This window comes from Calidifontibacillus erzurumensis (assembly GCF_013303125.1).
Lineage (GTDB): Bacteria > Bacillota > Bacilli > Bacillales > Bacillaceae_J > Calidifontibacillus > Calidifontibacillus erzurumensis.
On the sequence record NZ_JABTTE010000014.1, the window covers coordinates 1 to 22,277 of the forward strand.

The following is a 22,277-nucleotide window of genomic DNA, read 5'->3' on the forward strand; positions in this document are numbered from 1 at the left end:
GTACGTATGCACCGACTGCTATCGATTATTATTACATGAATCTTACACGTTTGTAATAATGCATTGATGAAAGATAATTTTAATAGAAGTCCCCTCTTCTACTTTTGATTCTATCTCAATTTTATGACCCAACTTTTTGCAAACTTCATTTACAAGGTATAACCCCATGCCTGTAGATTCACCAAACTTTCGTCCATTTTCACCAGTAAAAAAAGGGTCAAACACTCGGCGGATATCTTTTTGAGGAATGCCAACACCTTGATCTTTTACTTCTAAAACTTTGCCATTTTCGGTCATATAAGCTGATACAGTAATCTTTTTGTTTTCTCCTACCGTGTATTTAATAGCATTTACCAACAATTGATGGACTATAAACTTGAGCCATTTTCGATCGGATTTAACTGTAATATTTACATCTATTTTCACTTCCGGATATACCCTTTTCCGGATAAAATATCTTTTTTGATCATTTATTGCTTCAGTGACAATCGAATATAAAAAAATAGTTTCAACAGAGAAATCATGTTCAAAACGATCGAGCCTTGCCATATTCATGGCTATATTTAATCCTCTACTAATTCGTTCTATCTCTTGCCTGATATTTTCTACATATGGCTCGCCTTCGTTTTCTTGGAGGATTAAGTGAATGACTGAAATCGGCGTTTTCATTTGATGAACCCATTGATTCATAAAAGTCAAATGTTCCGCCTGTTTACATTTGTACCTTTGGATTTGTTCTTGGTAAAGATTATATTGTGTCTGAAGCAGCTTATTAATACCTACTGCAATAGGCGCAGTTCCCGCAGATGATAATGTATCTTCAAGTTTAGAAGGCAACTTGCTTAATTTATCATACAACTTTTTGTAAGAAAAATATCGAAATAGCAAAAATACTCCCAAAAGGAAGCTGCTTAAAAAAATAAAGTAGTATACATTTTCTAATGTCTCAAATCCTCCTAGCTTTCTATAAAAAATAAATAGAAAGATCATATTGAAAAAATAAAGGATCACAAATAGCATGTGGTCATGTAAGAAAAATTTCATCCCTTTTTCCTCCAAGTAACATTCAATCTGTATCCATATCCTCGAACCGTTTCAAGTGCATCACCAATTCCAATCTGTTGAAGTTTTTTTCTTAGACGTGCCACATTCACATTTAAAGTATTTTCATCAATAAAAGCTTGATCATCCCAAAGTTTTTCTAATATCATATCTCTGCTAACAGCCCTTGGAGACATACGGATTAATAATTCAGCTAGGACAGCTTCTTTCTTAGTCAGCACAATTGAATTACCGCTAAAATGTAGTTCCGGCCTTTCCGGGTATAAGGTAAGACCCTCAAGTTCTATTTTTCTTTCCTCTAATACATCAGGAGCAAATTCACCATAACAACGCCTCAACTGGCTCTTTATTTTCGCAATAACTACATCGTAATAAAAAGGTTTTGTAATATAATCATCTGCACCACTTTCTATACCCATTACTTGATCCATTTCGCTATCACGGGCAGATATAAAAATGATAGGAATCGTAGATATTTGCCTTATCTTTCGACACCAATAAAACCCATCGTACTTTGGCAAATTAATATCAATTAAGATAAGATGCGGATTCGTTTCAATAAATATATTCAAGATATTTTCAAAGTCGTTTATCAATAAAGGTTTATACCCATATTTATCAAGATGCGAGCTAAGTAGTTGCGCAAGTGAGGCATCATCTTCAATCAGCATTATTTTATATTCCATCCTGTTACAATCCTTCCTTTAAAACTGGTTGACAATTTCAAATCTTCTTCTATTATAATATTTCGCTCATACTAAATTAAAACAATGCAAAAATAGTCCATAATCAGTATCATTTTTTAGAGAAGTTAGGGGTAAGTGGCGAACCCTTTTTCAATAGGTTATGCTCGTCGTATAATGTTGATTAACTTTGGAAAAATTCTCCACAACTTCACAGCCCTCGTATTTTTCTTGGACAAGTTTCATATAATACATTGTAATTTCTTTTATGGAAGAAGGGATTTAAATGCGGAAAGCTTTCCTTTTATTTTTTATTACAAGTATCTTAATCGGCTGCAGCAAACTGACTGGATCTCCTATTGGGGAAATGAATGATATAATTTCAATTCAAAAATTAAAAGACAATCAATTATTTTCCCACGAGGACGAAACACTAGTCGAATTATTTTTGCAAAAAATCGAAAAAGCAAATCAGCTCATAGAAGAGCTAAATTTGTTAATAGAACAATTCGAGAAAACAGACGAATTTCAAGAAGCAATTGAAATGATGGATACTGCAAGAAAAGAAGCTCAAAAAATTGCTGAGGAATTAAGTGCGATTCATTTTCAAACTGAAAAAATGATGACCTATAAAGCAAGCTTTGAAAAAGAACTCCTAAATTATGCCAATGGTTTAGAAATGCAAATAGATGGCGTCGAAAACTGGGATAGTAAGAAAATAACCGATGGATTTAAACAGACCGAATTGGCAAAAACAGCAATAACAAAATTAATAGAACAATTATGAAACAATAGTTTATTTTCAAACCAGCATTCAATGAATTTAATAAAAAAATTTTGTAACAAACAAAAAATAGTAAATTCCTATTCTTATAGCAGGCAAAACGAATGTAAATACATTCTAATAAAAGAACGAACACTTTTCTTGTTCCATTCAACTTCTATTTAAGTGTATAATTGCCGTAAGGGAGGGATCAGATGGAGGCCGCACTTAACGAACAAAAGCAAAAAGAAAAACTGTGGACAAAAAATTTTATTTTATTGTTTTTTTCCAATTTATTTTTATTTTTTGGATTTCAAATGTTATTGCCGACTTTACCGGTATATGTCAATGATTTAGGTGGAGACGATTCTGCAGTTGGTTTAGTTATTGGTATTTTTACTATTTCTGCACTTTTCGTCCGCCCTTTTTCTGGTGCTGCTGTAGATATTTTTGGAAGAAAATTATTTTTGCTCCTTGGATTGATTATTTGTATTGTTGCAATCGCAATGTACGGATTTGTAACAACAGTTTTATTTGTTTTATTATTGAGAATCCTACACGGAATTGGCTGGGGTGTTTCTACAACAACATACGGAACTGTTATTTCTGATATTATTCCTTCCTCACGCCGCGGTGAGGGGATGGGCTATTACGGGATGTCAACTACGCTTGCGATGGCTGTTGCTCCAGTTACTGGTATTTGGATGATTAATCATTTTGGATACAATCAGTTATTTATTAGTTCCTTCATAAGTACTGCTATCGCCCTTGCTTTGAGCCAACTGATCGATGTAAAAAAAATTTCAACCGAACAAAAGGGGACGAAGAACTTCACTTCGCTTTTATATGAAAAAAGCGCTTTGCTCCCATCACTTCTTGTATTCTTTATGACATTTGCTTATGGAGGAGTCGTAGGCTTTATTACGTTGTTTGGCAAAGAAGTTGGGATTTCTAATGTTGGTTGGTTTTTCTCAATGAATGCTTTAATTTTACTCCTTATCAGACCTATTTCAGGTAAAATTTATGATTCTAAAGGTCATCCATGGGTCCTCGTGCCTGGAGCTGTTTTTGGCGTTGTTGGTTTAGCAATACTTTCGTATTCAACTTCCTTAATAGGTCTTACAATTGCTGCAGTTTTCTTTGGAATTGCTTTCGGTTCTATTCAGCCAGCTTTGCAAGCTTTGCTAATTGAAAGGTCACCAATCGAAAGACGCGGAGCAGCGAACGCCACATTTTTCTCAGCATTTGATTTAGGTATTGGAACTGGTGCGATGATATTAGGTGCAATTGCAGGTATGACCGGTTATGCAATGATGTACCGTTTGACTTCCATTGTATTTATTCTGTTTTTAATTATTTATTGTTTTTATCTTTTAAAAAAACATATTTAATGAAAGATTAGAAGTATGGAAAGCTGTCCATAATGAATAGTATTGCCTAACGTAAAACAGCAGGAGGAATATTGAAATGTCTGGACCATCTTTACATAAATTATCCGCCCACCGCTCGATCCATAATGGTGCTTTATCCGAAGCAAAGGATTTATTAGAACTATTGGAACAAGTTTTTCTAGAAGGGAAGCTCGATTATGCAACCTTGGCTGCTCGCTCTTTAATTGAACATTGGAAAACTAGGACAATCGCCCATGCTGATTCTGAAGAAGATGGTTTTTATCAAAGTAAACTAGATGAAAATCCTGAACTTGAAGAGCTCATTATCATGTTGAAACGTGATCATCAACTATTTCGAACCATTGTCAATGAAATTGAAGAGATCATTGATAAAGAAGGCGTTAATCAAGAAGTGATTGATCGTTTTAAAACGCTGCAAGTGCTAAATCAAATCCATAATAAAGAAGAAGAAACTCGTTTGTTTCATTAAATGGATAAATAAAAACCTCTTTAGACTCGGTCTAAAGAGGTTTTTAGGATGATATTCACCTTTTTCCACTAATTTTTCCTTTCAACCAATTTCACTGCTTTTTTTGGATTCATTTTCCGGTAAACAATATACTTTCTCGTTAAATATTCAAGCGGTAAACTCCAAACATGAACCAATCTCGTAAAAGGCCAAATGGCAAATAGCACAAAAGCGGCTAATATATGTAGCTGAAATCCGAGGGGAGCTGCCACCATTAGTTCCGGTTTTGGCCGAAAAGTAAGAATTCCTCTAAACCACGGGCCAATCGTTTCCCGATAATCAAATGTACCACCTGTTGCCGTGTATCCAACTGTATTCGAAAAACCAATAACAGTAACAACACCTAATATAAATAAGACAACAAGATCAATACTTGAACTTGTTTTTTTCAATCGAATGCTATTTACCCGGCGAATCGTTAATAATGCACCTCCTAAAACCATAGCAATACCAGCCAAACCGCCAAACCAAATTGCACCAAAATGATACATCTCTTCTGTAACACCTATTACATCATAAAAACCTTTTGGAATAAGAATTCCGGCAACATGCCCAAAAAACACAAAAATGACCCCATAATGAAATAATATGCTCCCCCACTTTAATAGATGATCCTTTTGTAGAAACTCACTAGATTTTGCAGACCAGCCGAATTGATCTTTATTATATCTGTGAATATGACCAACAACAAAAATTGTGAGCGATACATAAGGAATGATTACCCATAAAAAATAATCAAATTCAGTCATCTTTCAACCTCCATTTTTAAGATTATGGAGTCTAAGCCCTTTTAGCCTTTAGTGTGAAACCATGCAACCAAGCTGCCATCGAAATTTCACATGCTTTTAATAAATTTCCATATGGATTATGGTCCTTCATTAATTCAAATAAAAGGTCATCGATAGCTTTTTTATGGATTAAAAAAATTTTTTGAACAAACGGATCACTTGCTTCACTGGCAAACTCTAAAATTAACGGCAAATAATCAGGAAGTTCATCATTTTTTATATAAAAATTCGCTTTGGCAAACTCCATTTTCAATTTAACAAGTGCTAAACCTCGCTCTCTATTATCACCAAATTTTTTATAGGTTAAATAGAGCGTTGTTCTATCATTAAAATCAAACCATTTTACGTAGTTTTCAGCCAACTCTCTAGAAGGCGTTTGTTTTACATAATCCCAAAATTTATCAATGTAAAATCTAATTTCTTGATTTTTTATAAGAGCAATCGAATCTTCTATTTCTTTATCTCTAATCCAACTTTGTTCAGGGTATTGGAAAAGAAGAGAGCATAATTTAAAAGTATATTTATATTCTTCCATCCACTCTTTTTCCACCTAAATCACTCCAATAATTTTCACTGAACGCATATAGTTCGTCGTAATTTTCCGTCCCTAGACTACATTCGCTACATCCTTCCATAAATTCAAAACCACAAGAGCCTTGTCCGGCATACATATTGCCAGCTTCTTCTCTATGTGATTTCGGAATTACATAACGATCATCATATTTAGCAATTGCTGAAAGTTCATATAATTCAATCGCGCTTTCTTTTGTTAATCCAGATTCTTCCAAAATTGATAAATCAAAATCTTTTCCTAAGTTAGAAGCTCTCATAAACGATCGCATAGCGACAAGTTTTTTAAGCACAGCTTCAATCACTTTCGTATCCCCTGCAGACAACATATTTGCTAAATATTGGATAGGAATTCGAAATTGTTTTATCGTTGGGAAAATGACTTCTGGACTTAAACTGTCGATTTGTCCGGCAAATGCATTTGTTATCGGACTAAGCGGCGGCACATACCAAACCATCGGCAATGTCCGGTATTCCGGATGGAGCGGCAATGCAACTTTATATTTTACTGCCAGCTTATACACAGGAGAAGCTTGGGCCGCTTCAATCCAATCTTCTGGAATTCCATCTTTTTTCGCTTGGCTTATTACATCCGGATCATGTGGATCAAGGAATAATTTCAGCTGTGATTCATATAAATCCTTTGGATCTTTTACAGAAGCAGCCCGCTCCACTTCATCCGCATCATAAAGAACGATGCCTATATATCGGAGCCTCCCGACACAAGTTTCTGAACATACAGTTGGTTGTCCATTTTCAATTCTAGGGAAACAGAATGTACATTTATCAGCTTTGTTCGTTTTCCAGTTAAAATAAACTTTTTTATATGGGCAGCCGGACATACAAAAACGCCAGCTTCGGCATGCATCTTGATCAACAAGAACGATTCCGTCTTCATCTCTTTTATATATAGCCCCAGATGGACAGGATGCTAAACAAGACGGATTCATACAATGTTCGCATATTCGAGGCAAGTACATCAAAAAAGTTTTTTCATACTCTTGAATAATCGCTTGGTCGACTCCATTCATATTCATATCTTGCTTAGCGGTTTCATAAACCCCAGCCAAGTCATCTTCCCAGTTTGGACCCCATATAAGATCTATATATTCCCCTGTAATTTGTGATTTAGGACGAGCGGTCGGTTGATGCTTTTTTTCAGGAGCTTTTATTAAATGCTCGTATTCGTAAGTCCACGGCTCATAATAATCTTCAAGTTTTGTTAAATGTGGATTGTAAAAAATATTTAATAATTTGCTGACACGGCCCCCTGCTTTTAGTTCAAGTTTTCCGTTTTTTAGCTCCCATCCCCCCTTATGAATGTCTTGATTTTCCCACGCTTTAGGGTAGCCTATTCCCGGCTTTGTTTCCACGTTGTTCCACCACATATATTCTGCTCCTTGGCGGTTCGTCCAAGTATTTTTACATGTCACGCTGCACGTATGACAGCCAATACATTTATCTAAATTCATGACCATTCCAATTTGCGCTTTAATCTTCAAGCCAGTCCACCTCGTCCCGTTCGATTCTTCGGATCATTACTTTTTCATCTCTTTGCGTACCCGTCGGCCCATAATAATTAAAACCGTAGCTTAATTGTGCATAGCCGCCAATCATTTGGGTCGGCTTAACATAAATTCTCGTTGGGCTGTTGAACGTTCCCCCGCGGTCTTTTGTGATTGTTGTTCCAGGTACGTTGATCAAACGATCTTGAACATGGTACATAAAGGCTATTCCTCTTGGGATTCTGTGAGTTACAACAGCACGGGCAACAACAACACCGTTACGGTTGTATAATTCCAACCAATCGTTATCACGGATTCCAACAGATTCCGCATCCTCAATATTCAGCCAGACATGCGGTCCACCCCTGAATAATGTAAGCATGTGCAAATTATCTTGGTAGGTGCTGTGAAAAGACCATTTGAAGTGCGGAGTTAAATACCGCAGTTCAATTTCTTTCCCTTTTGTATCCGGCTTTTCATCTTTTGTATAAAATGCAGCTTTTCGAAGCGGCGGTTTAAATGTTGCAAATTCTTCACCAAATTCATGCATTAAATCGTGATCTAAATAAAAATGTTGTCTACCGGTTAATGTACGGAATGGTATCAGCCGCTCAATATTCGTTGTAAATGGACTATAGCGACGATTGCCGGTCTCTGTTCCACTAAATACTGGTGATGAAATAACTTTGCGGGGCTGCGCTGAAATCTCGTCAAAAGACATATGTTCCTCAGCCCGCTCTTCAGCCAAGTCTCTTAACTTCTGGCCTGTTTTCTTCTCCATTGTTTCCCAAGCTTTCATTGCGAGCGATCCATTCGTTGTACTTGACAATGTTAAAATCGCTTCAGCTGCATGACGGTCGAACGAAAGGTTCGGACAATCAGGATATTCTTTACTTTGTGACTGGCCTAAAATATCTTTTAATTCATCAAATTCCTCCTTCGCATCCCAAATAAGTCCCTTTGCACCGATCATCTCCCGTATTTTTGGTCCTAAAGAAATAAATTTCTCGTATACTTTTGTTAAATCCCTTTCAACTACATGTAAACGAGGAAAATTTTTCCCTGGAATAATGGCTGCTCCTGTCTTTTTCCAATCTTGAATTTGACCAAACGGCTGCGCTATTTCATCAGGTGTATCATGAAGAAGTGGTGTTGCTACAATATCTTTCACCGGTTGTGGAAAATGTTTTTTTGCCAACTCTTGGAATGTTTTTGCTAATTTTTTAAATATATCCCAATCTGGTCTGCTCTCCCAAGGAGGAGCGATTGCTGGATTGAACGGATGAATGAATGGATGCATATCTGTTGAACTGACATCGAATTTTTCATACCACGTAGCAGCAGGTAAAACAATGTCAGAATATAATGCTGAGCCGGACATACGAAAATCTAAAGTTATTAGTAAATCTAATTTTCCTTCCGGTGCATTGCTTTTCCCATCTACTTCTTGAAGTTGCCTAGTCTCTACTTCACTTCCAAAGATATAAGAATGGGTTCCAAGAAGGTAACGTAAAAAATATTCATGGCCTTTTGCTGAACTACCGATTAAATTAGCTCTCCAAATAAACAATGTCTTCGGAAAGTTAACGGGGTTACTTGGCTCTTCAATGGAAAACTTTATTTTTCCATTTTTAATTTGTTCAACTATATAACGAATGGCTTCTTCATTGTTCGTTGCCTGCGATTCATCATACAATTTATAAGAATTTCTATTAAATTGTGGATAGGAAGGCAACCATCCTAGCCGAGCAGCCATTACGTTATAGTCAGCCATATGGCTATATGATGGTTTATCAACTAATGGTGAAATTAAGCTTTCTGTTTTTTGGTCATCATAACGCCATTGTTCAGTTACAAAGTAGAAAAACGAGGTTCCATTTTGTAATCTAGGTGGACCTCCCCAATCACGCGCCATGGCAATCGTTTGCCAACCTTCAAGCGGTCGAACTTTTTCTTGTCCAACATAATGGGCCCATCCTCCTCCATTTACTCCTTGGCAACCTGTCAATAAAACGAGATTAATAATCGAACGGTATATCGTATCAGAATGAAACCAGTGATTTATACCTGAACCCATAATGATCATCGAACGCCCTTTGCTGTCTACGGCATTTTGTGCAAATTCCCGAGCAATTTGGGCAGCTATCTTACGGTTAACACCAGTGATTCCTTCTTGCCAAGCCGGCGTATACGGTTTTGGATCATCATAATCTTGAGGATAATCACCAGGTAAACGATTACGCTTGATGCCAGTTTGTGCTAACAGCAAGTCAAAGACTGTCGTAACGTATATCGTTTCACCATTTTGTTCAACGATTTTCACAGGTACTCCACGTTCAATGATTTGCCGTTCTTCTTGACTAAAGTAAGGAAACTGAACGATCACGGATTGGTCTTCATCACCTAGAAATGTTAAAGCTGGATCGATCTCATCGATTCCATTTTCGGTATCTCGCATATGTAAATTCCATTGGCCATCTTCAGACCAGCGGTGTCCAAGCGATCCGTTAGGAGCTGCAAATTGATTAGTTTTTTTATCAAAAACGATCGTTTTCCATTCAGAGTGATTTAGATTCATTCCAAGATCGCTTGCCCTCAAAAATCGGTCAGCAACGAATTTTTCCCCACGCTTTTTAAGCTTCACTAAAAAAGGCAAATCGGTAAAACGTTTTGCATAATTCTCAAAATACGGAGTCTGTTGATCAACATAAAACTCCTTTAAAATGACATGCGTCATTGCCATGGCAAGTGCTGCATCTGTGCCTGGATTTACTGCGAGCCATTGATCAGCAAATTTTACAAAAATTGCATAATCTGGACTGATGGCAACGACTTTCGTTCCGTTGTAGCGAGCTTCTGCATAAAAATGGGCATCGGGCGTTCTCGTTTGTGGGATATTCGAACCCCAAGCAATTATGTAACTGGAATTGTACCAGTCAGAACTCTCTGGAACATCTGTCTGTTCTCCCCATATTTGTGGAGAAGCGGCTGGTAAATCAGCATACCAATCATAAAAACTTAAAAGTGGCGCTCCAATTAAGTTCAAAAACCGTGCACCAGAGGCATGACTGACCATAGACATGGCCGGTATAGGGGAAAAACCAAAAATCCGATCGGGGCCATAGTTTTTTAATGTATATATTAATTGTGAAGCAATCATTGTATTAATTTCTTCCCAAGAAGCTCGAACAAATCCACCTTTTCCGCGGGCTTTTTTATAAACTTTGTTGATATCAGGGTTTTCGGAAATTACTTCCCAAGCTTCTACGGGATCACCAGTCTTATGAAGGGCTTCTTTCCATATTTTTAACAATGCGCTACGCACATAAGGATATCGAACCCGCAAAGGGCTGTACGTGTACCAAGAAAATGATGCTCCACGCGGACATCCCCTCGGTTCATACTCCGGCATATTAGGTCCTGTTGTTGGATAATCAGTTTGCTGTGTTTCCCATGTAATGATTCCGTCTTTTACATGTACTTTCCAACTGCATGACCCTGTGCAATTTACCCCATGAGTTGTTCTGACAACTTTATCATGCTGCCATCGTCTTCGATAATATTTTTCCGACTCGCGGTCGGCGTGTGATATTGTACTATGACTCGTAATATCCGTTGTTTTCCCGAAAAAGGTAAGCTTTTTCAGTAACGGAGGAATTTTTTTGCTCATCACTTTACCCCTTTCAACATGGCATTGCTCGTTCGAATACTTTAAACCCAAGGATCCTGTTATACATGGAAAATATAGACATCACTCATAGTGTTTCCAAATGAATTAATTTATACGTAATTTTTTCTTAAAGAAGTGATGAGACTCACTTATTGATCAATAGAGGTCATGTAAAATGAATAATGACAAGGGGTGAAATAAAGATGAAGGTAATACATCAAGATTGGTCAGTCGATTTGGAGCACAATGAATATGAATATGACAAAAATTTAATTATTGTAGATGGGATTAAAGCTGTTGAAGAAACAGCCCCAGGATATTATGTTAACTTAGTAACCGCAAGCAATTTTGGAAACCCAGATGAATATTTAACACCGCTTCTCATAGAGAGATTTGGCAAAACTATTGAAACAAAATTTATCGACCAATGTGGTTGCGGAGGGTATGTATTGCGGGTATGGAAACTGAAATAGAAAAGATACGTGAAACTTTAAGCGCTTATTCAAATCGCCAAGTTGTCCTTAATTATTATGAAGATGAAGAGTTAGTCCAAAGAGATGGATTAAATTTTGATAAAATTATCGTAACCGAAAAAGAAATCCAATTTATAAGCAACAACAAAGTTAAGGCATCCATTGACTTATCTCTATACAAAACATTTGAAGTTTCCAATGACTTTTTTAAAAATTATTTTGCTTTGAAAAATCGTGAGAATACTCTTGCCATTTATTTTCCTTAAAAAGGACGGCCATCATGTTCAAACATAGAACATGGAGCCGTCCCTTTTTTATACAAATATATGGACTAAAAAGAAAAATAAAAAAATAAACGCCATCCTTAAATGGAAAAGCCTACGAAACCCTGATGCTTTTTTTCTTCGCAGCCAACCGCTAAAAAGATGTACAGCCAAAATGACCATCGCAAGTAGCCCGCTTGCTTTTTTTATAGCGAATAATTCAATTGGGTGAAACGAAATCATTAAAATAGCGTGAACAATAATTAAGGCAGTTGCAGTGATTGCTATGGCAACATGAAATTTCATCATTTTTCTTGAAAAAAGAGCCAACGTCTTTTTAACTTCTTTTACTTTACTTTTACGGATGATTAAAAAGACAAAGTACATATTGATATTGATTAAAAATAATACAACAGCAATAACTGCGAAACTTTGACTAAAGACAATGATCGGTGATACATAGTCCCTATGCCAAAAACTCCAAATAATTACTAGTAAAATAAAGGCTGTATTACTGATAATCCAACCTTTCATGAAATCCTCCTAACAGATAAAGAAGTAAATAAGAGGCTGACAAAACCTATGTAAAGTCAGCCTCTAGTAAATATTATATAGATTATTTTTTACCTATCGCAACGCGCCATACTTCAGGACCTTCTTCTAAATATTCCCATGTAAATTGTTCAGGTCTTTCCATCATAAATTGATATTGTAATGGACGAGGATCGTGATCATTTGTTAATTCCATTACTTCTCCAGATTTTAAACTATCAAATGTTTTGAAAATGACTGGATGCTTTTCTCTTGGCGGATAATCCGGTGCATGTACTTTTGCTGCAAATCTCATTTTTTATTCCTCCTAAATTTTTTTACACATTTTTATTCTTCATTTGCTGCTAAATCTTTAACAGGTAAAGCCTCTTCATCACGGTGTGTTGGTTTACGTAAGTTGAAAATGGCTTTTACACTTACATAAACGATACCAATAACCCCAAGTAGGAAAATAGTGTCTGGAATAGCACGGATCGTCAATAGCTCCACAACTTGCTCTTGTTGTAAAAATTCCGGAGAACGTGATGCCCAGTATCCTTTGAAATAAGCTTCTTTTAATTGCAACCAACCTACAGGAAGTAGGGTAATTACTACCATACCTGCCAAACCAATATTTAATAACCAGCAAGAAATTTTAATAATTTTGTCATTCCATTTTTCAGGCTTGACAATATTTCTTAATGAGAATAAAAGAACTGCGATTGCAAAGAATCCATAAACACCCATCATTGCTCCGTGGCCATGAGCTGGTGTTAAGAATTGACCGTGTTCAAAATAGCTTACAGCTGGTAAGTTGATTAAGAATCCTAGTACACCAGCACCAACCAAGTTCCAAATACCTACTGAAATTAAGAACCAGAATGTTGACTTATAAGGGAAGTCGTGACCGCCATCTTTCATCATCTTATAATGTTCATAAGCTTCTAAAATTAATAGTGTTAAAGGAATAACTTCTAATGCTGAGAACACAGCACCTAAACCAATCCAAATTTCTGAAGATCCATTGTAATAGTAATGGTGTCCAATACCGATCACACCGCTGCCCATTAACAAAATTAATTGGAAATACAAAGCTTTAACAGTTGATTTTTTCGTAACTAAACCTAGTTGTACAAGTAAGAAACCGATTACGACGACAGCAAATACTTCAAAAATACCTTCTACCCATAAGTGGATAATCCACCAACGCCAGTAGTCTGCCATTGTAAAGTGAGTATCTGGATTGATGAATAAAGCAAATACATAGAAAGCAGGAACAGCAATAGCTGAATAGAACAATAAGTGAATTAAACCGCCTTTATCGGTTTCACGCTTTAATCCAGCTTTAACACCTCTAAATACGATAAATAACCAAATGCCCATACCGACGATCAAGATTAGCTGCCAAATACGGCCAAGTTCGATATACTCCCAACCATTGTGTCCTAATAAGAACCAAAGGTTTCCAAGTTTACCGTTAGCACCTAACCATTCACCGATCATGCTGCCAAATACAAGGACTACAAGCGCCCAGAATAAAACATCAACTAATAATCCTTGTTTTTTCGGTTCATGACCACCAACTAAAGGTGCAACGAAAATACCCATTCCAAGCCAAGCAGTTGCAATCCAAAATACTGCCAATTGCAAGTGATAACCTTTTGAAATAGAGAAAGGTAATATATCATAAATCCATTTAATTCCAAAGAAACTATCTGGTTCAATATAGTAGTGAGCTAACAAAGCACCAAACATTGATTGTGCAAAGAATAAAATCGAAACTACTGCAAAATACTTACCTGTTTTCACTTGTGAACTTGTCAATGGAAGCTTGCGCAAATCAATTTTCGGAAACTTGCCATCTTCATATGCAGGATGCATATCTAAATGATAACGGTAAAATACGAACAAAATAATTGCCATAAATAATATTAATAAAGTTACGCTGACGCCAGACCACCAAACGGCTGATAATCCCATTGTGTTGCCTGCATCTTCATAATAAGGCCAGTTATTTGTATAAGTAATTTCATCACCAGGACGTAAAGTACTTGACAACCACGCTGTCCAGAAGAAGAAATCTGCTAATTGGGTAATTTGATCTCCTTCCGAAACATACGCACGTCCACTCTCAGGCATATGTTCTTCTTTAATTAAGCCAGGCTTAATTCCCCAGCCGTCCCCATTTGTAAAGACATCTTTGTAGTATTCTCTTACTTGCTCAAGTCCATAAACTTGTGCATCTGTTAATTCCAATGTATCTTTTTCAGGATCATAACGGTTTTCCCGCATTTCTTTAATAACTTGTTCTTTAATAATTATTTGCTCTTCTTCTGCTAATTGTTCAAAATCCACGCCATATTGCTCGCGTGCTTTAAAATCTTGCATTCCTTCAGTATAAACTTTTAATGCTTCCGCTGTATAATCCGGTCCCATATATGAACCATGTCCTAACACGGTACCATAATCCATAAGAGCATATTTTTGGAATACTGCCTGACCGCCCATGATCGATTCTTTTGTAAGCAAAACATCACCATTTGCGTTTTTGACCTCAAGCGGTCTTGGAGCGTTATCTTTAAAAATCCAATAACCTCCAGTAAGCAATACAGTAAAAGAAATAAGCAATGTTAAAATCAGAAAAGATTTCAAAAAGCCATTTTGCGTTTTGGGCTTTGGACTTGAACCTGGATGATGATCCAGCTTTTGAACTCCCATTTAAATCTCACTCCAATTTTTTAGATTTATATCTTCCACTCATTTCTAAGGCGCGCCTTTCACATTTCAAATGATAGCACTTCTAAAATGTGGGATGTGTGATTTATAACACACCTAAACGGTGTTTTTTATCACTATTTTCACTATTTTCATGGTAATAAAATTTTAAAAATATTCTTTAAATAAATGATCTGATTAATATCACAAAAAATAGCGATGAACAAAATAGTAAAAAATATAAAAAAAAACAATAAGCGGCATTGTTTATCGGAATTTTCAAAATTGTTGAAATTTGTTTAATTATTTCTTTTTCCAATACTACTTTTGTTTTGGTAAAATAAAAGAAAAGATCTTTTTTATAAGGAGGGAAAGTATGGAAAATATTAAACACGTACGAACAATTTGCGGCTATTGTGGAACAGGTTGTGGATTAATTGTTGAAGTAAAAGACAATCAAATTATTAAAGTCCGTGGTGATAAAGATGCACCAGTAAACAAAGGTCAAACATGTATTAAAGGAGCTTTTGCCTATAAGTACGTTCATGCTAAAGACAGATTGACTTCCCCTCTAATTCGTAAAGCAGGGAAACTTGTTGAAACAACTTGGGAAGAAGCTTTGCAATTTATTGCTGATAAACTTTCTAAAATAAAAAATCAATTTGGTCCAAATGCAATTTCAATGTTTGCCTGTGCACGAACAACTAATGAATCCAATTATATTACACAAAAATTTATGAGAGCAGTGATTGGCAGCAATAATATCGATGGCTGCAACCGTACTTGACACGCGCCTAGCGTTGCCGGTCTGGCAACTGTATTTGGTGATGGTTCTCCGACAAGTACGATCGATGATTTTGATCATGCGGACGTATTATTGTTAATGGGATCAAATACAACAGAAGCACATCCGATTATTTCTAACCGGATGAAAAAAGCCGTTAAAAACGGATTGAAAATTATTGTTGTTGATCCAAGAAAAATCGATATGGTTAAAGTGGCTCATCGCCATCTTCAAATCAATGTTGGAACTGACATCGCTCTTATGAACGCGATGATCCATGTTATTTTAAAAGAAAAGCTATATGATGAATCTTTTGTAAGGCGGGTAACACTCGATATTGAAAAATTAGAAAAACAAGTTGAACGTTATACGCCTGAATTTGCTGCTGAAATTACAGGGCTTACACCTGAAGAAATCATTGCAACTGCTAGAGATTATGCAACAGCAACGAATGCGATGATAGCCTATACTTTAGGAATTACCGAACACCATTGTGGGGTCAATAATGTTTTCGATATCGCTAATCTTGCTTTGTTGACTGGTCATATTGGCAAAAGAGGCAATGGCATTATGCCGTTACGCGGTCAAAACAACGTCCAAGGTGCTGGTGACATGGGATGTCTGCCAAATCAACTACCTGGAGCAGTGCCAGTTACAAACGATGAATATCGCCGGCGGTTTGAAGCTGCTTGGAACGTAACTATCCCGAAAGAAGTAGGAGATACTCAAACTCGGACATTTGAACGGATGGAAAGAGGAGATGTAAAGGCTTTATACGTGATCGGCGAAAATCCATTAATGGCTGATGTGCATATGTCCCATACACACCAACTATTAAGTAATTTAGATTTGCTAGTTGTCCAAGATATTTTTCTAACCGAGACAGCACAAATGGCGGATGTTGTTCTTCCTGCCCGTTCTTGGGGTGAAGTTGAAGGGACATATACGAATACTGACCGCCGTATACAAAGAGTGCGTAAGGCAGTGGATCCTCATCCTAATGTAAAAGAAGATTGGCAAATTCTTTGTGAACTTTCTTCATTACTTGGTTACGAAATGTCCTATGAATCAAGCGAACAAATTTGGGATGAATTACGTACATTGGCACATGAAAAATACGGTGGAATGTCATATGCACGTTTAGATCGGGAATATTCGCTTCACTATCCTTGTCCATCTGAAGACCATCCTGGCACTTTCATCTTGCATACCGAATTACATGATGAAAGTGATAGTAACGCAAGGAAAGCACCGTTTATTCCTGTTGACTATACTGCACCGATAGAACTTCCAGATGAAAATTATCCTTTTACTTTAACAACAGGAAGACGGTACGAATCTTACAACACTCATACACAAACGAGGTATTATCCTGAAAATGTAAAATTAAAACAACAAGAAGAAACTGTTGACATCCATCCTGATGATGCGAAATCTTTAGGCATTCAAGATGGAGATCTCGTTGAAGTGTCTTCTCGTCGCGGGTCTTTAAAAGTTAAGGCAAAAATTACTGATCAAGTTATGCCAGGATTAGTGTTTATGAGTTTCCATTGGAGCGATGTTCCAACAAATGTGTTGACAATCAATGAATACGATCCAATTTCTGGTACAGCAGAATTTAAAGCTTGCGCTGTAAACATTAAAGCAATTTAAAGAAATTTTAAATGTAATAAACCGATGAATGCAAAAAAATCGCATTTCATCGGTTTTTACATTTATTGGCCTCTTTGTCGGCGAATTGTAACTTGTTCACCCCCGATACCCCAATTATCCGTATCAACCTCATCAATCACAACGACTGTTGTTTGCGGATTTTTCCCTAACACATCTCTAAGAAGGTTTGTTACTCCTTCAATCAATTGTTTTTTCTGCTCCGATGTTACCCCTTCTTTTGTTATTTTAATGTTCACATATGGCATTGAATCAATCTTCCTTTCATAATGAAAAATTTGATATAATAGCACTATAATTATATAGATTACATGATAGTTATACATAAGAAAATAACTAGTCTTCAAATCTATTAATATTTCTCTTTTTTAAGTTATTGGTAATTAGACAACTAAAAGATTGACATGAGGTGACAAAATGGATCGGACTTCTCTAATTGGTATTATCCTAGGATTTTTTGCAGTTGGAGCAGGGATGATTTTAAAAGGTATTCATCCTAGTATATTGATTAACCCTGCAGCCATATTAATCATCATTGTTGGAACAATTGCTTCTGTATTAATTGCTTTCCCTACCAATGAAATTAAAAATCTACCGGCTTTATTGAAAGCTGTTTTTCGTGAACAAAAACTTACATCCCAAGAAGAATATATTAAAATGTTTGTGGAATTTGCTGCTTTAGCTCGCAAGGAAGGATTATTGTCATTAGAGGCGAGAGTTGCTGAACTCGATGATCATTTTTTAAAGAATGGTTTAAACCTTGCTATAGATGGACAAAGTCCTGAATTTATTCGGGACGTGATGATGGAAGAAATCGAAGCGATGGAAGAAAGGCATCAAGCAAATGCAGCAATTTTCTCACAAGCAGGTACATATGCACCTACACTCGGGGTGTTAGGCGCTGTTTTAGGATTAATAGCTGCTTTAGGAAACATGGAAGATATTGAAGCACTTGGACATGCAATTGCTGCAGCTTTCGTTGCTACTTTAATGGGGATTTTTTCAGGTTATGTCCTTTGGCATCCATTTGCCAATAAATTAAGAAGAAAATCAAAACAAGAAGTTAAAATAAAAAAATTAATTGTTGAAGGTGTACTATCTGTTCAAGAAGGACAAGCCCCTGCAATCATTCAGCAAAAACTTGCTTCCTACTTGCCAATTCATCGTAGAATTGAATTTTTATCACAAGGAGAAAAACAAGATGCGCAATAAAAAGCAGAAGCAAAATGAAGACCATATGGATGAAACTTGGCTCATACCTTATGCAGACTTATTAACATTATTACTTGCCCTTTTTATTGTTCTTTTTGCGATGAGTTCAATCGATTTATCGAAATTTTCACAAATGGCCCGTTCTTTTAATAGCACTTTCCAAGGAGGAACGGGGGTCATGCAATACCCTAGCCCCTTCCCGCAAGATGATGTGGAAGGGATCGAAAATAAAAAAGTGAAAATCAAAAATAATGAACAAAAGAAACTATACGAACAGGCACTGTTAGAGCAACAACAGATGATTGAGTTAAAGGAAAAAATTGATACATATATTCAATCAAAAAATCTTTCTGTTCAACTAAATACATCTTTATCTGATGAAGGCTTAATGCTTACGCTCAGGAATGATATTCTTTTTGATTCCGGAACCGCTGATGTGAAGCCTGAATATTATCAGGTCGCAAGAGAAATATCACAATTGCTAGAGATGGAAGAACCAAGGGAAATTATTATTAGCGGTCATACAGACAATGTACCTATTCATAACGCTCAATTTGATTCAAACTGGCATTTAAGTGTTATGCGTGCAGTCAACTTCATGAAAATTTTATTGGAAAATGAAAATTTAAATGCCAAATGGTTTAGCGCAAAAGGATATGGGGAATTTCGCCCGATCGCTTCAAACGCAACCCCTGAGGGAAGAGCTGCCAACCGTCGGGTTGAAATACTAATTAAAGCAATTAAAAATGAAGAAACTTCCAACTAAATTAACTTTGTGATCAAAGGTAAAGGTGCATGAGTTTTTCATGCACCTTTTTCTATAACTTTCTCTACTCAGCCTATCCCCATATTTCAAAAAATCCATTTGAAGAAACCTGGACAAATTTGCTCGCCTATTTCTTTAATAATAATCATCAAACATATGATTAAATTCCTGGTTCATGATCACGTAATCCATAACTGAAAATGCCAGTCGGTGTAACGGTTCCTTCAATTTTCTTAACTAAGTTTCCATCCGGAGTATAAACGAGTACACAATTTCCTTCCCACAGGGCAACATAGACGAACTTTCCATCTTTAGTAAACTCAGGATGAACAGAACGAGCAGTTTTAGGGTCTAATCCAGCGTCTTTTGCAGTATCAATTTCTTTATATATTTCTAACGTTTCTTTATTTATGATAAACATTTTGTGCCAGTTCGGTTCAAACGCGATATCTACCCAAACATATTTGGAAGCTTCACCTAATCCCTCAATGCCGTTATAAGCCCGAATAAATAATGAACCGCCGTTTTCACCAGGTTTTCCTAATGGTACTTGTTTATATAGTTCAAAGGTTTTGCCTTTTTGTTTATAGAATGATACAAGGTTTGTACCAATAGCTGGTGTTGCATATAATACTCCATGTTTTTCTGTATGAACGACTGCACCAGGTCCTGGATGTGGTTTTACCCCTCCAGGCATTTGAGACACAAGTTTTCCTTCTTTCACGTCGACAACTGCCATTAAACCATCATCTAGTTTTGACGGATCTAGCAAACTAGGTTTTGTATTATCACCTTGCGCAGCAATAAAGAAATAGCGGCCTGAATCATCAAAGAATGCATCATGTAAAATACGCCCTACACCGCCAACGTCATGAATGATTGGGAAGCCTTTTTCTGCACCTTCTTTAGACGTGTCAATCACCCAGACATGACCTGCCTCTTTAAGGGCGACAACAAACATATCTTTTCCATCGATAACGGTGTCAAGAATTGCAGCTGCGCGGCTTTGACTTCCATCGATGCCAACCATTTGCCCATCAGGGTCAACGGCATACGTTGGAATGACTTTCAAAGGCTCTAAATTTTTATTTACAATTACAACAGTACCAGGCAAATAGTTCGTGACAGCTATATATTCTCCATCACGCGTTACTGCAACCCCGCGAGAATCCAATCCAACGCGGACTTTACGCACTGTTTTGAACGAATACATATCAACCTTAAATAACCAACCATCTCGACCGATTCCATACATAAAACGGCCTTCCGGGGTATCGCTTGGTCCAAATTGAATCGTGTGGGTCCGGTATGAACCATCGATATGTCCTAACAATTCATGATTTTTCCCATCTAAAACAGCATATTTTCTAGTTTCTCGTTCCATTGCAACCATTAAATCCCCGATTTCGATTTTGCCAGGATCCCAAGCTGTAGGTGTATCTGGTAATGTTGATTCGTCGTTAACGACTTCTAAAGTAGCTTTTGCATCTTCCAATGACCATGTTTGTGCTTCAAGGGCAACAGGTGTTTTTAAATATTCTATTAATTGTTTAATCGTTTCATCTTCCGAATTATCTTTTGATACTGTATCAAACGGAGGCATTGGAGTACCTGCACGTCCATTTTTGATAATGTCGAAAATTTCTTCTTCACTCATTGATGTAAATAACCGATCTGGCAAAAGGTTAGGCCCAAGTGCACCTAATCGTGTCTGTCCATGGCATCCCCCACAGCTATCCACATAAAGCTTTTCAATGGCAAAAGTTGATGCAGTTGTACTTATTGCAGTTTCTTCCATAGGTGCTGGCGGTACTTGAGTTTTGTCTTTTGGAGGCGCGGCATTTTGAGAACAACCACCTAATAATATCGCTGAAGTAAAAGCTAGCACTAACATCTTTTTTGCTGACTTCAACACAAAATTTCCTCCCAAATGATAGTGTTATTGTAAGCGTTTTAATTAAGATACAATCAAACGATGGAATCTTATATATTCCCCCCTTTTCGAAGTGTACAAGGTAAATACGATAATAAATGTATAAATCTTCAAGAAATTATTTACCTTACATAAAATTTAACAAACAAATATTTTTAATACTCGTGAAGATCATCACGTTTTTTGAGTGTTCAAATAATTGTCAATACTCTAAATTTATTAATAAATAATTTTTTCACAGTATATACCGGCCTAATAAGAAGAAACTACCCGTACCAAAAAGCAAACGAAGTACAAAAAAACTGAGTAAGGAAAACATCCCACTCAGTCCATCTTTCACTTTTGAAACTCGATTTTCACTTTTGCTCTAGCTTTCAATTTATTACTTTTAGATTTGGAGAAAACTTTTGTGAAACTTATAAAATCTTATCTTTCAGCTTTTAACGTTGAAATTGTATCAAACAAGTGGTCTGCGGTTGTCGGTCCAACAATTTTTTTGCGAATGATTCCATTTTCATCAATTATAAACGTTTCCGGTTGCCCGACAACATTATACTTTTCCGAAACTTTATTATCTTTATCTAATAAATATAAAGAAGTAGATTTCATTTTTTCTTTGAAAGTTAATACGCGATTTTTGGGTTCACCCTTGTCAATGATGAGAAGTGAAATTTCTTTTCCATATTTTTGTTGGAATTTCTCCAATTCTTCAGCTTCATTGATACAAGGCTCGCACCATGTAGCAAAAAAATTAATAATTACGTAATGTCCTTGGTAGTTTGATAGTCTGTGGATGTTGCCAGTTGTATCTTCCAATTCAAAATCATAAGCTAGATCCCCGATTTCAACTGTTTTTGCCTCATTCATTCCCTTCGCTAAAAAGAAAAAAATGACAGCAATTAAGATTAAAACAAAAATTTTCACCACTCTATTCATTTTCAATATCAAGCACCTCTTAAAACCATCTA

Annotated in this window: 20 protein-coding genes and 1 pseudogene; 9 read left to right on the forward strand and 12 right to left on the reverse strand. The window is 36.4% G+C overall.

All coding sequences use genetic code 11. The annotated features are described in order from the left end of the window. Positions 1 to 42 precede the first annotated feature (42 nt). Both HR057_RS10650 and HR057_RS10655 read right to left on the reverse strand, forming a co-directional pair. Positions 43 to 1,044 (reverse strand): sensor histidine kinase, encoded by a 1,002-nt coding sequence (locus HR057_RS10650; protein ID WP_173731422.1) that lies wholly within the window; start codon positions 1,042 to 1,044, stop codon positions 43 to 45. Further along, positions 1,041 to 1,748: a response regulator transcription factor gene (locus HR057_RS10655; RefSeq protein WP_173731423.1), complete on the reverse strand. Its 708-nt coding sequence runs from the start codon at positions 1,746 to 1,748 to the stop codon at positions 1,041 to 1,043. Before HR057_RS10655 ends, HR057_RS10650 begins: the two co-directional genes overlap by 4 nt. A 283-nt stretch (positions 1,749 to 2,031) precedes the next feature. On the opposite strand from HR057_RS10655, the gene HR057_RS10660 reads away from it, so the two are divergent. The 3 genes from HR057_RS10660 (at position 2,032) to HR057_RS10670 (ending at position 4,389) form a co-directional block, all read left to right on the forward strand. Then, on the forward strand, positions 2,032 to 2,532 hold the full coding sequence (locus HR057_RS10660) for a hypothetical protein (protein ID WP_173731424.1): 501 nt from the start codon (positions 2,032 to 2,034) through the stop codon (positions 2,530 to 2,532). A gap of 191 nt (positions 2,533 to 2,723) precedes the next feature. Beyond that, on the forward strand, positions 2,724 to 3,899 hold the full coding sequence (locus HR057_RS10665; RefSeq protein ID WP_173731425.1) for an MFS transporter: 1,176 nt from the start codon (positions 2,724 to 2,726) through the stop codon (positions 3,897 to 3,899). A 76-nt stretch (positions 3,900 to 3,975) separates the two neighbouring features. Next, entirely contained in the window at positions 3,976 to 4,389 is a 414-nt protein-coding gene (locus HR057_RS10670) for a hemerythrin domain-containing protein (RefSeq protein ID WP_173731426.1), read from the forward strand. A gap of 68 nt (positions 4,390 to 4,457) precedes the next feature. Here the strand turns inward: HR057_RS10670 and narI are convergent, their stop codons facing one another. The 4 genes from narI to HR057_RS10690 are packed head-to-tail and all read right to left on the reverse strand — an operon-like array spanning position 4,458 to position 10,961. Beyond that, positions 4,458 to 5,177, reverse strand: coding sequence for a respiratory nitrate reductase subunit gamma (gene narI / locus HR057_RS10675; RefSeq protein ID WP_173731427.1), 720 nt, complete (start codon positions 5,175 to 5,177; stop codon positions 4,458 to 4,460). Positions 5,178 to 5,208: 31 nt separating this feature from the next. Further along, on the reverse strand, positions 5,209 to 5,766 hold the full coding sequence (narJ, locus tag HR057_RS10680) for a nitrate reductase molybdenum cofactor assembly chaperone (RefSeq protein ID WP_173731428.1): 558 nt from the start codon (positions 5,764 to 5,766) through the stop codon (positions 5,209 to 5,211). Then, a complete protein-coding gene (narH, locus tag HR057_RS10685) occupies positions 5,738 to 7,288 on the reverse strand; it encodes a nitrate reductase subunit beta (protein ID WP_173731429.1) in 1,551 nt (516 codons plus the stop codon). The genes narJ and narH overlap by 29 nt, the downstream gene beginning before the upstream one ends. Beyond that, complete coding sequence (locus HR057_RS10690) at positions 7,278 to 10,961, reverse strand: nitrate reductase subunit alpha (RefSeq protein WP_173731430.1); 3,684 nt, start codon at positions 10,959 to 10,961, stop codon at positions 7,278 to 7,280. The genes narH and HR057_RS10690 overlap by 11 nt, the downstream gene beginning before the upstream one ends. A 203-nt stretch (positions 10,962 to 11,164) precedes the next feature. Here HR057_RS10690 and HR057_RS10695 point away from each other — a divergent pair, with 203 nt between their 5' ends. Together HR057_RS10695 and HR057_RS10700 are read left to right on the forward strand one after the other, a co-directional pair. Next, on the forward strand, positions 11,165 to 11,434 hold the full coding sequence (locus HR057_RS10695; protein ID WP_196237918.1) for a CGCGG family putative rSAM-modified RiPP protein: 270 nt from the start codon (positions 11,165 to 11,167) through the stop codon (positions 11,432 to 11,434). Then, positions 11,419 to 11,700 (forward strand): hypothetical protein, encoded by a 282-nt coding sequence (locus tag HR057_RS10700; RefSeq protein ID WP_173731431.1) that lies wholly within the window; start codon positions 11,419 to 11,421, stop codon positions 11,698 to 11,700. The genes HR057_RS10695 and HR057_RS10700 overlap by 16 nt, the downstream gene beginning before the upstream one ends. 48 nt (positions 11,701 to 11,748) lie before the next feature. Here the strand turns inward: HR057_RS10700 and HR057_RS10705 are convergent, their stop codons facing one another. The 3 genes from HR057_RS10705 to HR057_RS10715 form a co-directional block, all read right to left on the reverse strand. Further along, complete coding sequence (locus tag HR057_RS10705; RefSeq protein ID WP_173731432.1) at positions 11,749 to 12,231, reverse strand: hypothetical protein; 483 nt, start codon at positions 12,229 to 12,231, stop codon at positions 11,749 to 11,751. A gap of 82 nt (positions 12,232 to 12,313) precedes the next feature. Then, a complete protein-coding gene (locus tag HR057_RS10710; protein WP_173731433.1) occupies positions 12,314 to 12,544 on the reverse strand; it encodes a DUF2249 domain-containing protein in 231 nt (76 codons plus the stop codon). Positions 12,545 to 12,576: 32 nt separating this feature from the next. Beyond that, positions 12,577 to 14,946, reverse strand: a complete 2,370-nt coding sequence (locus HR057_RS10715) for a nitric-oxide reductase large subunit (RefSeq protein ID WP_173731434.1) — start codon at positions 14,944 to 14,946, stop codon at positions 12,577 to 12,579. A gap of 373 nt (positions 14,947 to 15,319) precedes the next feature. Between HR057_RS10715 and HR057_RS17380 the strand changes: the two are divergent. After that, positions 15,320 to 15,478 (forward strand): annotated as a pseudogene (locus HR057_RS17380) (hypothetical protein); the annotation flags it as partial. Between the two features lie 24 nt (positions 15,479 to 15,502). Beyond that, positions 15,503 to 17,380, forward strand: a complete 1,878-nt coding sequence (gene fdhF, locus HR057_RS17385) for a formate dehydrogenase subunit alpha (protein WP_374723753.1) — start codon at positions 15,503 to 15,505, stop codon at positions 17,378 to 17,380. A 62-nt stretch (positions 17,381 to 17,442) separates the two neighbouring features. Here fdhF and HR057_RS10725 read toward each other — a convergent pair whose 3' ends face one another. Continuing rightward, positions 17,443 to 17,646 (reverse strand): 2-hydroxymuconate tautomerase family protein, encoded by a 204-nt coding sequence (locus HR057_RS10725; RefSeq protein WP_173731436.1) that lies wholly within the window; start codon positions 17,644 to 17,646, stop codon positions 17,443 to 17,445. A 169-nt stretch (positions 17,647 to 17,815) separates the two neighbouring features. Between HR057_RS10725 and motA the strand changes: the two genes are divergently transcribed. Together motA and motB are read left to right on the forward strand one after the other, a co-directional pair. After that, positions 17,816 to 18,610 carry a flagellar motor stator protein MotA gene (motA, locus tag HR057_RS10730; RefSeq protein WP_173731437.1) on the forward strand — a complete coding sequence of 265 codons (795 nt, stop codon included), beginning with the start codon at positions 17,816 to 17,818 and terminating at the stop codon, positions 18,608 to 18,610. Continuing rightward, complete coding sequence (motB, locus tag HR057_RS10735; protein WP_173731438.1) at positions 18,600 to 19,376, forward strand: flagellar motor protein MotB; 777 nt, start codon at positions 18,600 to 18,602, stop codon at positions 19,374 to 19,376. The genes motA and motB overlap by 11 nt, the downstream gene beginning before the upstream one ends. 160 nt (positions 19,377 to 19,536) lie before the next feature. Here motB and HR057_RS10740 read toward each other — a convergent pair whose 3' ends face one another. Both HR057_RS10740 and HR057_RS10745 read right to left on the reverse strand, forming a co-directional pair. Beyond that, a complete protein-coding gene (locus HR057_RS10740) occupies positions 19,537 to 21,291 on the reverse strand; it encodes a cytochrome D1 domain-containing protein (RefSeq protein WP_173731439.1) in 1,755 nt (584 codons plus the stop codon). A 444-nt stretch (positions 21,292 to 21,735) separates the two neighbouring features. Further along, positions 21,736 to 22,245, reverse strand: coding sequence for a TlpA family protein disulfide reductase (locus HR057_RS10745; protein WP_173731523.1), 510 nt, complete (start codon positions 22,243 to 22,245; stop codon positions 21,736 to 21,738). Positions 22,246 to 22,277: the final 32 nt, after the last annotated feature.

What these genes read in the sequence shown, in the direction of transcription:
- HR057_RS10670 (WP_173731426.1), top strand. Translation starts at nt 3,976, where the DNA reads ATGTCTGGACCATCTTTACATAAATTATCCGCCCACCGCTCGATCCAT.
- HR057_RS10655 (WP_173731423.1), bottom strand. Translation starts at nt 1,748, where the DNA reads ATGGAATATAAAATAATGCTGATTGAAGATGATGCCTCACTTGCGCAA.
- HR057_RS10690 (WP_173731430.1), bottom strand. Translation starts at nt 10,961, where the DNA reads ATGAGCAAAAAAATTCCTCCGTTACTGAAAAAGCTTACCTTTTTCGGG.
- HR057_RS10725 (WP_173731436.1), bottom strand. Translation starts at nt 17,646, where the DNA reads ATGCCATATGTGAACATTAAAATAACAAAAGAAGGGGTAACATCGGAG.
- HR057_RS10715 (WP_173731434.1), bottom strand. Translation starts at nt 14,946, where the DNA reads ATGGGAGTTCAAAAGCTGGATCATCATCCAGGTTCAAGTCCAAAGCCC.
- HR057_RS10705 (WP_173731432.1), bottom strand. Translation starts at nt 12,231, where the DNA reads ATGAAAGGTTGGATTATCAGTAATACAGCCTTTATTTTACTAGTAATT.
- HR057_RS10710 (WP_173731433.1), bottom strand. Translation starts at nt 12,544, where the DNA reads ATGAGATTTGCAGCAAAAGTACATGCACCGGATTATCCGCCAAGAGAA.
- HR057_RS10700 (WP_173731431.1), top strand. Translation starts at nt 11,419, where the DNA reads ATGGAAACTGAAATAGAAAAGATACGTGAAACTTTAAGCGCTTATTCA.
- HR057_RS10650 (WP_173731422.1), bottom strand. Translation starts at nt 1,044, where the DNA reads ATGAAATTTTTCTTACATGACCACATGCTATTTGTGATCCTTTATTTT.
- HR057_RS10745 (WP_173731523.1), bottom strand. Translation starts at nt 22,245, where the DNA reads ATGAATAGAGTGGTGAAAATTTTTGTTTTAATCTTAATTGCTGTCATT.
- HR057_RS10695 (WP_196237918.1), top strand. Translation starts at nt 11,165, where the DNA reads ATGAAGGTAATACATCAAGATTGGTCAGTCGATTTGGAGCACAATGAA.
- HR057_RS10665 (WP_173731425.1), top strand. Translation starts at nt 2,724, where the DNA reads ATGGAGGCCGCACTTAACGAACAAAAGCAAAAAGAAAAACTGTGGACA.
- narI (WP_173731427.1), bottom strand. Translation starts at nt 5,177, where the DNA reads ATGACTGAATTTGATTATTTTTTATGGGTAATCATTCCTTATGTATCG.
- motB (WP_173731438.1), top strand. Translation starts at nt 18,600, where the DNA reads ATGCGCAATAAAAAGCAGAAGCAAAATGAAGACCATATGGATGAAACT.
- motA (WP_173731437.1), top strand. Translation starts at nt 17,816, where the DNA reads ATGGATCGGACTTCTCTAATTGGTATTATCCTAGGATTTTTTGCAGTT.
- HR057_RS10660 (WP_173731424.1), top strand. Translation starts at nt 2,032, where the DNA reads ATGCGGAAAGCTTTCCTTTTATTTTTTATTACAAGTATCTTAATCGGC.